Here is a 12,072-nt window from a genome sequence, read left to right on the forward strand (position 1 = left end):
CGCGCTCAGACTTGGGCGGCCGCTGGCGCGGCAGTCTTCTTGGCGGCGTTCTTTTCCAGAACGGCCTCGGTAATCGAATTCGGAATACGCCGCGGCGTTTCGACCAGACCGAGGATCGGCATGATGACGAGAAAGAAACCGAAGTAATAAAGCGTGCCGATCTGCGACATGATGACATAAAGGCCTTCCGCCGGACGCGAACCCAGCCAGCCGAGCAGGATGGCGTTGACCACGAACAGCCAGAAGAACAGCTTGTACCAGGGACGATAGACGGCGGAGCGAACCTTCGAGGTATCGAGCCAGGGCAGGAAGAACAGCACGATGATTGCGCCGAACATGACGAGAACGCCACCGAGCTTGGAATCGATCGGCCCGATATTGAAGGTGATGGCGCGCAGCATCGCGTAGAACGGCAGATAATACCATTCGGGCACGATATGCGCCGGTGTCTTCAACGGATCCGCCATGATGTAGTTATCAGGGTGGCCGAGGAAGTTCGGCATGTAGAAGACGAACCACGCATAAGCGATGAGGAACACCGAAACGCCGAGTGCATCCTTCAACGTCGCATAGGGCGTGAAGGGTACCGTATCGGTCTTGCTCTTCACTTCCACACCGGTCGGATTGGTCTGGCCGGTCACATGCAGCGCCCAGATATGCAGGATGACGACACCCGCGATCATGAAGGGCAGCAGGTAGTGGAGCGCGAAGAAGCGGTTGAGCGTCGGATTGTCCACCGCAAAGCCGCCGAGCAGGAACTGCTGAATCCACTCACCTATACCCGGGAAAGCCGAGAAAAAGCCGGTGATGACCGTGGCGCCCCAGAAGGACATCTGGCCCCACGGCAGCACGTAGCCCATGAAGCCCGTCGCCATCATCAGGAGGTAGATCACGCAGCCGAGAATCCAGAGGATTTCGCGTGGCGCCTTGTAGGAGCCGTAATAAAGTCCACGGGCGATGTGCAGGTAAACCGCGATGAAGAAGAACGACGCACCGTTGGCGTGCATGTAGCGCAACAGCCAGCCGTGGTTGACGTCGCGCATGATCTTTTCGACGGAATTGAAGGCAACCGTCGTTTCAGCGGCGTAATGCATGGCAAGCACGACGCCGGTGAGGATCTGCACGATCAGCATGACAGCCAGCATCGCGCCGAATGTGTAGGCGTAGTTCAGATTACGCGGGACAGGATAGGCAACGAAGCTGTCATAGATCATGCGCGGCAAGGGAAGCCGCGAATCGATCCACCTCTCGATGCCGGTGGACGGCTGATAACTGGAATGACCACTCATAAATATCTGTCCCCTTATCCGATCTTGATCACGGTATCGGATGTGAATGCAAATGTCGGGATGGCGAGGTTCTGCGGCGCCGGGCCCTTACGTATGCGGCCCGCCGTATCGTAATGCGAGCCATGGCAGGGACAGAACCAACCGCCGAAATCGCCGGCCTGGCCGAGCGGAACGCAACCGAGATGGGTGCAGGAACCGATCATGACGATCCAGTTTTCTTTGCCCTGACCGGCGGAACGGTCAATGTCCGTCGCCTGCGCGTCGGGGGCAATGTTGGCGTTGCGCGCCACCGGATCCTTGAGATCGGCAAGAGCGACCGCATTGGCTTCGCCGATTTCCTTCTCCGTGCGGTTACGGATGAAAATCGGCTTGCCGCGCCACTTCACGGTCAGCGACATGCCCGGCTCGACCGCCGCGACATTCACCTCGATGGAGGCAAGCGCCAGCGTCGATGCGTCTGGACGCATCTGGTCGATAAAGGGCCACGCCACTGCGGCGGCACCAACGGCGCCCGTCATTCCGGTTACTAGATAAAGAAAATCGCGACGGGTCGGTTCACCCGAGGCGTCGTGATTGGTTACGTGCTCGCTCACCGCTACACCATCCTCTGCGCTGTTTTTGCCGTAAATCGCATGAGTCCTCCCGCTATGATTTGATCCAAGACAATCTCCGTCCCACCGTCTCGGTCATCCTCGCGGCGTTTGAGAAACCGCGTCATTCTGTTTGATCGCAAAATATTGACTGACTTGGCAAGAGCAAAGCACACAAAGCTGCCGTAATTCTGCCAGAAGGGGCGGATTTGTTTCTCATTTTTTCCTAAGCCCCGGCAAGCGGGCAACATTGTGCCCACCCTTGCGGCATGTTACGAGACATCAAGGGAGAGCTTGGAAAGCAGGGATTCGGATGACGGCGAAGCTCTCGTGCATGGTCTCCACGGTCGTGGCTGCCGTACTTTTCATCGCCAGCCTGCGTTATGTGACGGATTTCTGGCTTTTAGCCTTCGTCACCAGTTTCCAGCTTCACATCGCCTTCGTCTGTATCCTGGTGTCATGCCTGGTATTTTGGCTGACGCGTGACGCGATTTCCGCTTTCCTCATCATCTGGTCGCTTGCGCTCGCCATCCACGCCGTCGCCATGCTCATGGAATTCTCGACAAGCGCCAATGCGGCACCTGGCGCCAGACCCTTCCGGCTATTGTCCTTAAACGTATTGATGGATAACGCCGCCAATGCGGATGCGATTGCCGACAGGATTCTCGAATCAGACGCGGATGCTGTCTATCTGTTCGAGGCGGCTGCGCTGGAATCGGTTCTGCCGCGTCTGCAGCAAACCTACCCCCACAGGCTCGGTTGTTATGCCGGAACACCGACCTGTGATCTTTTGATTCTGTCGAAGCGACCGCTGCTGGAGGGCCGTTTCCATAGCCTCAGCGATCTGCGCCGCGACCGTTTCGCCATCGCCAGCATCGATTTCGACGGCACGAAGCTGACGCTCGCTGCAGGTCACATCACCAAACCCTATTTCGACGACTATCACCGGGACGAACTGGACGAAGTCAGCGAAATTCTCTTTCGTGTCACCGGGCCGCTCATTCTGGCCGGAGATTTCAATTCGGCCAGCATCGCTCCCGACATGCGCGACTTCCTCGCCGCCAACGACCTGAAGAAAGCGCCATGGGAACCCGCCACATGGCCGACGAAGGCAGGTCGCTTCGGCATCGCGATTGACCATATCTTCGCCCGCGAACCGGCCACGCTCTTGAAAACCACCCGTCTGCCCGACAGCCTCGGTTCCAATCATTTCGGCCTGATGGCGGATTTCATGATCGGGAAATAGCTGGCGACAGGCCCTATTGGGCCGCCTCTTCCACAGCAAGGAAGCCGCCCGACTGTCGCGCCCAGAGTTCCGAATAAAGTCTGCCCTGCGAGACGAGATCTGAATGGCTGCCCTGCTCGACGATACGGCCCTGATCCATGACGATCAGCCGGTCGAGAGCAGCAATCGTTGAAAGACGGTGGGCGATGGCCAGCACTGTCTTGCCCTGCATCAACTCATCCAGATTGCTCTGGATCGCCGCTTCTACTTCCGAATCAAGCGCAGACGTCGCCTCGTCGAGGACGAGGATCGGTGCATCCTTCAGCATCACGCGGGCAATGGCGATGCGCTGGCGCTGACCGCCGGACAATTTCACGCCGCGTTCGCCAACATGCGCGTCGAAACCCGTGCGTCCACGCTGGTCTTCCAGCCGTGCAATGAACTCATCCGCCTTGGCCCGGCGCGTCGCCTCCAGCAATTGCGCTTCGGTGGCATCCGTGCGCCCGAACATGATGTTGTCTCTGATAGAACGGTGCAGCAGCGATGTATCCTGCGTGACCATGCGGATATGGGCGCGCAGTGATTCCTGGGTGACCTTGGCGATATCCTGCCCATCAATGAGGATGCGGCCTTTCTCGACATCGTAAAACCGCAGCAGCAGATTGACGAGGGTGGATTTGCCCGCGCCGGAGCGTCCGACGATGCCGACCTTCTCCCCCGCCTTGATATCGAGATTAAGATTATCGATGACCCCATTCGCCCGCCCATAATGGAAGCTGACGTTTTCGAAGCGGATACTTGGACTTTTCACGTCCAGCATTGTCGCATCCGGCGCGTCCACGAGGCCGATCGGCTGCGAAATCAGCTCCGCCGCATTCTGCACCGTGCCGAAATTGCGCATGATGCCGTTGAACTGCGTCATCAATCGCCCGAGCAGGAAGTTGAGGCGCAGAACCAGTGCGAGCGTGAACGCGACAGCGCCGGAACTGATCTTGCCGGACAGCCAAAGGTCGATACACAGCGCCGCCATCGACGTGATCATCACACCCGACAGCAGCGCCATGGAGGCGCGCACACCGGTGATGAACCGCGTGAACGTCATCGTTGCGTTCTGGAAGATATCGAAGCCCTGCCGCATGTAGCGGTCATTGGCATCGTCGCGCCCGAACAGCCTGAGCGTCTGGATATTGCTGTATGCATCCACCATCCGGCCGGAAAGCATGGAGGCTGCCTCCGCCGTTTCTTTCGAATGGGAGCGGATGCGCGGCACGAAATAACGCGCCAGCAGCGAGAAGATCAGCACCCAGACGAGGACGACGACGGCAAGCCGCCAGTCCAGTCCGCCGATCAGCAGCAGCATCGAGACGGAGTAGATGCCGACGAACCAGACGCTTTCCATCAGCGAGGTGACAAGATCGCCTGCCGCCTGCCCGCCCGACCAGACCTTGGTGACGATGCGGCCGGAAAAATCATTCTGGAAAAAGGTCAGCGATTGCCGCGCCACATGCATATACGATTGCCAGCGCACTAGATTGTAAAAGCCGGGCGTGATGATCTGTTGGTCCACCAGCGCGGTCACCATGGTGACGATAAAACGCACGATGCCGATCAATACCAGCATGCCGACGAGTTCGCCGCCATGGGCTGACAGCAGTCCAGACCAGCCCTCTTCCGGCTTGACGGTCGAGAGAATGTCGACCAGCCGCCCGACGAACCAGAAAAGCGCAGCCTCAATCGCAGCCGTCAACCCGCCCAGCACCAGCATGGCAAGAAACGGCGCCTTGGCCTGCGAGATATAGAACCAGATGAAACCGGACGTCTTTTCCGGCGGCCGCAAATCGTCCTTTCGGGCGAAGGGCTTTATCCAGTTCTCGAAAAACTCGAAGATGCGGGTAATGACCATGATCCGGATATAGGCGGATTCCCGGAGCGGGAACAGCCGCAGAGCGTTCGGGAAGAGATTATATTTCGGTAACGTTCGGGAAATGAAAAAGGGCGAAGAATGTTCCACCGGGCTCTGGATAGATCCACCTGGATTTCGCGCACTCGCAGCATCCTCACTCCGTCACCAAAGACTAGATCCGGGGTCAAGCGCGATTCAAGTCTTTGATCGCCGAGACTCCTTTCACGGCGCAGACGCGCCGTGGCTGGAAACCGGCTCAAGGCCGGCATGACGGAGGAGAGGTTTAACTCGCCTACATAGACAACGCGAACCGCAAACGAAAGGGCGGGAAACCATGCTTCCCGCCCTTCGAGCTCTCCTTACTCGGCAGCCACTTCCGCTTCGTGGTCGGCGATGAAGCCGCCGGACTGTCGCCGCCATAGATCGGCATAGATACCGCCCATCGCCGCCAGTTCCGCATGGCTGCCCGATTCCACGATCTGGCCCTTGTCGAGGATGATGAGCCGGTCCATTTCGGTCAGCGTCGACAGACGGTGGGCGATCGCGATCACCGTCTTGCCTTCCATCAGCGAGAACAGATTTTCCTGAATCGCCGCCTCGACTTCCGAGTCGAGCGCCGAGGTCGCTTCATCAAGCACCAGGATCGGCGCGTTCTTGAGGAACACGCGGGCAATGGCGATACGCTGACGCTGGCCACCGGACAGCTTTACACCGCGTTCGCCCACCTGGGCATCGAGACCCTGGCGGCCATGCATATCGACAAGCGTTTCCACGAAGTCCCAGGCATTCGCCCGCTTTGCCGCCGCGATCACCTGCTCGTCGGTGGCCTCGGGATGGCCATAGGCGATGTTGTCGCGGATCGAACGGTGCAGCAGCGAAGTATCCTGCGTCACCACACCAATCAACTCGCGCAGGCTGTCCTGCGACACCTTGGAGATGTCCTGTCCGTCGATGGTGATCTTGCCCGCTTCCAGATCGTAGAAGCGCAGAAGCAGGTTCATCAGCGTCGTCTTGCCCGCACCGGAACGCCCGACCAACCCGACCTTCTCGCCAGGCTTGATATCCAGCGTCAGCCCGTCGATCACGCCCTTGTTCTTGCCGTAGTGGAAGCGGACGTTATCATAACGGATCGCGCCCTGCGGTGCCGCAAGCTGAGGCGCCTTCGGAGCATCGACGATGTCGTGCGGCTTCGTCATCATCGACATGCCGTCATAGACGGTGCCGATGTTTTCGAACAGCGAGGTGACTTCCCACATGATCCATTGCGACATGCCGTTGACGCGCATGGCAAGGCTTATGGCAATGGCAACCGAGCCGGCCGTGACCGAACCCTGCATCCAGAAATAAAGACCGAGCGAGGCCGTGGAAAACAGCACGACCGCATTGTTGAGGTCGATCAGGATGTTGAAGCCGGAAATCTTGCGCATCTGGCGGTGAACGGTTCCGAGAAACACGTTCATGCCCTCACGCGCATATCTTTCCTCGCGGCCCGCATGCGAAAACAGCTTGATCGTCGAGATGTTTGTATAGCTGTCGACGATACGCCCCGTCATCATCGAGCGCGCATCGGCCTGCTCCTGTGCGAGCCGGCCGAGCTTCGGCACGAAATAGGTGAGGATACCCATATAGATGCCGAGCCACACCAGCAGCGGAATGACCAGCCTCCAGTCTGCGGCCGCAACCATGAACAGCATCGAGACGACGAAGCTGATAGCGTAGACGAACACGTCGATCACCTTCAGCGCCACTTCGCGGATCGCCAGCGCCGTCTGCATCACCTTGGTCGAAACCCGGCCTGCAAATTCGTTGGCAAAAAAGTTCATGGAGTGGCGCAGCAGGAAACGATGCATCTTCCAGCGCGCGATCATGCCGAAATTGCCGGCAAGCGTCTGGTGCATCGTCATGGTGTGGATAGCGCCCATCAGTGGCAGCAGGAAGAGCACCAGCCCAGCCATGACCATCAGATGCCAGCCCTCATCGGCAAAAAACGTCTCGCGATTGGCCGTGGAAAGCCAGTCGACGATGCTGCCGAGGAATTTGTAGAGCATGGCTTCCGCAACGGCGATACCCATGGACATCAGGCCGAGCAGCAGGAGCCACGGCCATGCGGGCTGCACATAATGCCACACGAACGGCAAAAGCTTCTTCGGCGGCACAGACGGCGCCGAAGAGGGAAAAGGATCAAGGCGTTTTTCAAACCAGCCAAACATAGGCCAAGCTCCGGCAAGCAATCGCCCCATCGTGAAACGTGAGCAAGCGCAAATATGGCTCACGACGGAACAGAAAAGTATTGGATATGGCCGCAACAGCCACATGACGAATCAAACTATGGGAAACGCGGTCGAACCGCGGGGGTAACACCTAGGCCAGCAGCTGCACTACTGGGGCCGGGAGGCGAATACGAATGTCATTTTGCATCAGAACCTCCCTAGCTGGTGTTGAAGATGTCGCCTTGTAGCGCAAAAATTAATCGTTGACCAGCCGCAAAGATGCCGAACGCGTCAGAAAAGCTCTCGATTGCGACCAATTCTGCCGAACGGGCGGAGATGGCCCGCGAAGGTCTCCGCCCGTCGTGAGGCCTGGATACGCAGCTTACTCGGCGGCGTCCTGCGCCTGCCCGAGCGCCTTGATCTGCGCCAGAGCATCGGCCAGCGTGGCCGAGGTGTCGGAATAGAGATCATCGTCCTGCACCTGCAGATTGCCCACATGCAGGTCGGTCAAATGGACGAAATTCACCCGTTCGGACATGATATCTTCCTGTTTTTGCTGCGTGGAACCCGGATCGAAACAACGCCGATCCGACGCAACCGGATATGCCGGATCGGCCTGACGACACGTTGGTTAATGGGTAGCCCGACTGTGTGTCACGCGAATGAATACGGCACTCTTCGAAACGGTCCTCTCGGGCTGCATCTGTCACAAACCCGCCGCCCGTGATAAGCGCTCCGGCATTCCAAACGCGGTGAGAAGACCATGAGCGATATCAGACCCGAAATCAGGATTGCCCTCTACCAGCCGGATATTCCCGGCAATACCGGCACGATCCTGCGGCTGGCGGCCTGTCTCGGCCTCGGCGTCGATATCATCGAGCCGGCCGGTTTCGATATTTCCGACCGCAACCTGAAAAGGGCAGGCATGGATTATATCGCAGCGGCGGCGCTGACGCGCCACGTCAGCTGGGACCGGTTTGAGGAGTGGCGCGCAACCACCGGCCGCCGCCTCGTTCTCGCCTCCACCAAGGCCGCCCTGCCCTATACGAAAATCGCCTATCGCCACGACGATATCCTGCTTTTCGGCCGTGAAAGTGCTGGTGTGCCAGACCACGTGCATGAGAAGGCGCAGGAGCGAATCATCATCCCGATGGTCGAGGGGCAGCGCTCCATCAACGTCGCAATGTCCGCCGCGATGATCACCGGCGAGGCTTTGCGCCAGACCGCATGGTCTTAAGCGCCTTTTTTAGCGCCATTTTTTCGTGCAAATACAAAAATTGACCGTTTTTGCTTCAAAACTGTCGCAACCCGGCCTGTACCGAAGGCGTTCAGGCTCCTATACTTATTAGCCGGACAACAAAAATCGCCCTCGCCGCAGCCATCCGCCGGCGGGTGTGAGGAGACGTCGCATGCAATCCACCATTGTCATCGTCAACCTTCTCGGCGCAGTCGCGCTGCTGCTCTTTGGTCTTGCCCAGGTCAAGGACGGGGTTACCCGTGCCTTCGGCATGAAACTGCGAAGTGTATTGGCGACGGGCACCCAGAGCGGCCCGCGTTCCTTCTTTTCCGGCTTTTTCGCCACTGTCGCGCTGCAAAGCTCGACGGCAACCGCGCTTACCGTCGCCTCCTTCGCAGAACGCGATCTCATAAAGCCGCGCATGGCGCAGGTCGTGCTGCTCGGCGCCAATGTCGGCACCGCCGTCACCGCCTGGATTGTCGCGGCCGGTGTGGAGTGGCTGTCGCCGCTGCTGATCCTCTCCGGTATCGTGCTCAAAAAGGGTAGCTCAAACGCCCGACAAGGTGGCGGAACCGCGGTCATCGGCATCGGCCTGATGCTTCTGTCATTGCATCTGTTGAGCGGCGCGACCGAACCGATGCGTGCCTCGCCAGCCCTTGGCGTCTTCATCGGTCTGCTTGATGGCGCATGGCCCGTCGCGTTGATCTTCTCCGCCGTGCTGGCCTTCGTCTCCTCCTCCAGCCTCGCTGTCGTGGTGCTTATCCTGTCGCTTGCTGCTACCGGCACGCTGTCCGCCGGTCTCATCATCGTTCTCATTCTCGGCGCCAATCTCGGCGGCGCCATTCCGCCGGTCATCGCCACGCTCTCCGGCCCGGCCTCGGCGCGGCGCATCACCATCGGCAACCTTGTGGTGCGCACCATCGGCTGCCTCATCGCCATGCCACTCGCATCCTATGGCGCAACGCTTTTGCAGCAATTGCCGCTTTCGCCCGCCAAATTGCCTGTTGATGCGCATCTCATCTTCAATGTCATTCTGGCAGCGGTTGCCTGGCCCTTCTCAGCCCTCATATCCGACCTGATGGCAAAGCTGGTGCCGGGCGATCCGAAAACCGAAGATGGCCCGAATTTCCTCGATCAGCAGGCGCTGGATACGCCTGTTGTGGCGCTCGCCAATGCCACGCGTGAGGTCTTGAGCGTCGGCGATGCTATCGAGCGCATGCTGATCCGCGCCGAAAACGCCTTCAAGCATAATGATCTGGCACCCCTTCAGGAGGTGTCCCTGCTCGAAAAGAAGGTCGATCGCCGTCAGCAGGAGGTGAAGGTCTATCTTTCCCAACTTGGGCGCAAAGGGCTTGCAGACGACGAAGCGCGCCGTTCGATCGCCATCATCGATTACGCGATCAATCTCGAACATATCGGCGACATCATCGAAAAAGGCATTTGCGAGCAGATCCGCAAGAAGGTGCTGAACAGCTTCAAATTTTCCGACGACGGTTATGAGGAGTTGAAGACGCTGTTCGACATGACAATCGAAAATCTGCGGGCCGCCCAGAGCATTCTGGTGACCGGCGATTTCGATCTCGCCCGCCGGCTGATGGAAAGCAAGGTGGATATACGCCGCCTCGAAAAACAGTCGTCCAACCGCCATCTGGAGCGGCTGCGCGATGGGCTGACGGAAAGCATGCAGACGAGTTCACTGCATCTCGACATGCTGCGCGACCTGAAGCGCATAAACGCCCATATCGTGTCTGTGGCGCATCCCATTCTGGATGAAAGCGGCGTTTTGATCGAAAGCCGCCTGCGTTACGCCGAACCGCGTGCTTAAAGCTTAGTCTGCCGAAGGAAGCCGCCGCATGGTGAATTCGATGCGGTCGCCTTCCAGCTGCCGCCAGCTTTCCACTTCGGTCCAATAGGCGGCCTTCGGAAAACTGTCGAACCACTCGCGCGCCTTGGCACGGGCTTCTTCACGGTTGAGACAAAAGGTCTGCCGCACGAACATGCCGTTGCGCATCGGATCGCCGCCGTCACTTTCACGCGCCTTGCGGTGATTGGCGATCCTGCGCTTCAGCCCGTCCAGGGGCGGCGGTCCGGCAAATTTCGTCATGATATTCACCTCTGGCACCTACATCGCTAAAGATAGTGCCCGCATGTGAACTTGGCGAGTCGAATTTGTGCGCAAGGCCAGCACCTGCTAGATGCGACAGGGAATCGACTTCACCAAAGGAGAACATGCATGGAACGGCCATCTTTGCCGAAGGGCTTGCCCGAGGACATAGAAGACAAGAAGGCCGCCGCCCAGGCCTGGTTCCAGCATCTGCGCGACACCATCGTTACCTCCTTCGAAACCCTTGAAGACGAGCTGAGCGGCCCGCTCGCCGATCAGGAACCGGGACGCTTCGTGCAGAAGGACTGGCTGCGCGACAATGGCGCGGGCGGCGGCGGCAAGATGTCGATGATGGAGGGCCGCGTCTTCGAAAAGGTCGGCGTCCACACCTCCACCGTCTATGGTGAGTTCTCGCCGGAATTCCGCCAGCAGATACCGGGTGCGGAAGAAGACCCCAGCTTCTGGGCCTCGGGCATTTCGCTGATCGCCCATCCGGTCAATCCCAATGTGCCGGCTGTTCATATGAATACCCGCATGGTCGTCACCACCAGCCACTGGTTCGGCGGCGGCGCGGACCTGACGCCCGTGCTTGGACGCCGGCGGACGGAACAGGATCCGGACACCCAGCTTTTCCACCGCGGCTTCGAGATCACCTGTAACCGCCATCCCGTGGCCGACTATCCGCGCTACAAGTCGTGGTGCGACGAGTACTTCTTCCTCAAGCACCGCAACGAGCCGCGCGGCACCGGCGGCATCTTTTTCGACTGGCTGCACCCGGAAGAGGAAAAGGGCGGCTGGGACGCCAATTTCGCCTTCGTGCAGGATGTTGGCCGCGCCTTCAACCTGGTCTACCCAAAAATCGTGCGGTCCAACTTCAACCAGCCCTGGACGGAAGAGGACCGCGACGAGCAGCTTATTCGCCGTGGCCGCTATGTGGAATTCAACCTGCTTTACGACCGCGGCACGATCTTCGGCCTCAAGACCGGCGGCAATGTCGAATCGATTCTGTCTTCCCTGCCGCCCGTGGTCCGCTGGCCCTGAAATACTCACGTAAATTTGACGCCCGTCAGGAATTTGGGCGCAAATCGCGCAAATTAGGACTTATGGAAAAATAAAGGCAATGATAATCTCCTGCGTGCAGACGTACTGGAGGAGCTATCGTCATGATTACTTCGAACAGCATGCCTATATCCGCTTCCGCTGAGGGAGCCTCGCATTCCATCGATACCCCTGATTTGATCGACCGCATGGCAGCGGAAATGCGTGCCACCGGCGATCGCGAACTGCCGCATTCCTTTTATGTCGAACAAGTAAAACGCACGCTTGCCGGAAAAGCGGTGACGCGGGCCGACAATGACGAAATGCCTCGTACAAAAATCCCGGCAGCCGGCACATCCTCTGTTTTCCAGTGCTGGGCGATGCCCGAATAGGGCCTGAACAGGGTCAGCGGACGCCGCTCTGGAACATTAGCGGCGACCGTTCGTTTCTTGTCAGAGGGACAGCAGGCATTTGCA

General features: G+C 58.8%; 11 protein-coding genes. 5 read left to right on the plus strand and 6 right to left on the minus strand.

What is annotated here, in order from left to right:
• Positions 1 to 5 precede the first annotated feature (5 nt).
• Entirely contained in the window at positions 6 to 1,289 is a 1,284-nt protein-coding gene (locus tag AC5SEO_RS11245; protein ID WP_019565206.1) for a cytochrome b, read from the minus strand.
• Positions 1,290 to 1,303: 14 nt separating this feature from the next.
• Entirely contained in the window at positions 1,304 to 1,882 is a 579-nt protein-coding gene (petA, locus tag AC5SEO_RS11250) for a ubiquinol-cytochrome c reductase iron-sulfur subunit (protein WP_003513514.1), read from the minus strand.
• Positions 1,883 to 2,192: 310 nt separating this feature from the next.
• Here petA and AC5SEO_RS11255 point away from each other — a divergent pair, with 310 nt between their 5' ends.
• The gene (locus tag AC5SEO_RS11255; protein WP_112290417.1) at positions 2,193 to 3,125 is read left to right on the plus strand and encodes an endonuclease/exonuclease/phosphatase family protein; all 933 of its coding nucleotides are present in this window, start codon (positions 2,193 to 2,195) and stop codon (positions 3,123 to 3,125) included.
• A 13-nt stretch (positions 3,126 to 3,138) separates the two neighbouring features.
• On the opposite strand, the gene AC5SEO_RS11260 is transcribed toward AC5SEO_RS11255, so the two are convergent.
• From AC5SEO_RS11260 to AC5SEO_RS11270, 3 genes are all read right to left on the minus strand, one after another.
• Positions 3,139 to 5,115: an ABC transporter ATP-binding protein gene (locus AC5SEO_RS11260; RefSeq protein WP_419459972.1), complete on the minus strand. Its 1,977-nt coding sequence runs from the start codon at positions 5,113 to 5,115 to the stop codon at positions 3,139 to 3,141.
• Between the two features lie 251 nt (positions 5,116 to 5,366).
• Complete coding sequence (locus AC5SEO_RS11265; RefSeq protein WP_013636605.1) at positions 5,367 to 7,217, minus strand: ABC transporter ATP-binding protein; 1,851 nt, start codon at positions 7,215 to 7,217, stop codon at positions 5,367 to 5,369.
• A gap of 382 nt (positions 7,218 to 7,599) precedes the next feature.
• Complete coding sequence (locus tag AC5SEO_RS11270; RefSeq protein ID WP_174068557.1) at positions 7,600 to 7,755, minus strand: hypothetical protein; 156 nt, start codon at positions 7,753 to 7,755, stop codon at positions 7,600 to 7,602.
• Between the two features lie 225 nt (positions 7,756 to 7,980).
• Between AC5SEO_RS11270 and AC5SEO_RS11275 the strand changes: the two genes are divergently transcribed.
• Positions 7,981 to 8,454 (plus strand): tRNA (cytidine(34)-2'-O)-methyltransferase, encoded by a 474-nt coding sequence (locus AC5SEO_RS11275; protein ID WP_003513525.1) that lies wholly within the window; start codon positions 7,981 to 7,983, stop codon positions 8,452 to 8,454.
• Positions 8,455 to 8,626: 172 nt separating this feature from the next.
• Positions 8,627 to 10,279: a Na/Pi cotransporter family protein gene (locus AC5SEO_RS11280; protein WP_019565202.1), complete on the plus strand. Its 1,653-nt coding sequence runs from the start codon at positions 8,627 to 8,629 to the stop codon at positions 10,277 to 10,279.
• Between the two features lie 3 nt (positions 10,280 to 10,282).
• On the opposite strand, the gene AC5SEO_RS11285 is transcribed toward AC5SEO_RS11280, so the two are convergent.
• Entirely contained in the window at positions 10,283 to 10,558 is a 276-nt protein-coding gene (locus AC5SEO_RS11285; protein ID WP_003513530.1) for a hypothetical protein, read from the minus strand.
• Between the two features lie 129 nt (positions 10,559 to 10,687).
• Here AC5SEO_RS11285 and hemF point away from each other — a divergent pair, with 129 nt between their 5' ends.
• Together hemF and AC5SEO_RS11295 are read left to right on the plus strand one after the other, a co-directional pair.
• Positions 10,688 to 11,599 (plus strand): oxygen-dependent coproporphyrinogen oxidase, encoded by a 912-nt coding sequence (hemF, locus tag AC5SEO_RS11290; RefSeq protein ID WP_003513531.1) that lies wholly within the window; start codon positions 10,688 to 10,690, stop codon positions 11,597 to 11,599.
• 122 nt (positions 11,600 to 11,721) lie between these two features.
• Positions 11,722 to 11,988 (plus strand): hypothetical protein, encoded by a 267-nt coding sequence (locus AC5SEO_RS11295; protein WP_003513532.1) that lies wholly within the window; start codon positions 11,722 to 11,724, stop codon positions 11,986 to 11,988.
• Positions 11,989 to 12,072 lie beyond the last annotated feature (84 nt).

It is taken from the genome of Agrobacterium sp. K11 (genome assembly GCF_059429395.1).

Bases quoted from the DNA above. Each gene is read 5' to 3' on its own strand.
- AC5SEO_RS11270 (WP_174068557.1), bottom strand. From the start codon at position 7,755: ATGTCCGAACGGGTGAATTTCGTCCATTTGACCGACCTGCATGTGGGC.
- AC5SEO_RS11295 (WP_003513532.1), top strand. From the start codon at position 11,722: ATGATTACTTCGAACAGCATGCCTATATCCGCTTCCGCTGAGGGAGCC.
- AC5SEO_RS11275 (WP_003513525.1), top strand. From the start codon at position 7,981: ATGAGCGATATCAGACCCGAAATCAGGATTGCCCTCTACCAGCCGGAT.
- AC5SEO_RS11245 (WP_019565206.1), bottom strand. From the start codon at position 1,289: ATGAGTGGTCATTCCAGTTATCAGCCGTCCACCGGCATCGAGAGGTGG.
- AC5SEO_RS11280 (WP_019565202.1), top strand. From the start codon at position 8,627: ATGCAATCCACCATTGTCATCGTCAACCTTCTCGGCGCAGTCGCGCTG.
- AC5SEO_RS11265 (WP_013636605.1), bottom strand. From the start codon at position 7,217: ATGTTTGGCTGGTTTGAAAAACGCCTTGATCCTTTTCCCTCTTCGGCG.
- AC5SEO_RS11285 (WP_003513530.1), bottom strand. From the start codon at position 10,558: ATGACGAAATTTGCCGGACCGCCGCCCCTGGACGGGCTGAAGCGCAGG.
- hemF (WP_003513531.1), top strand. From the start codon at position 10,688: ATGGAACGGCCATCTTTGCCGAAGGGCTTGCCCGAGGACATAGAAGAC.
- AC5SEO_RS11255 (WP_112290417.1), top strand. From the start codon at position 2,193: ATGACGGCGAAGCTCTCGTGCATGGTCTCCACGGTCGTGGCTGCCGTA.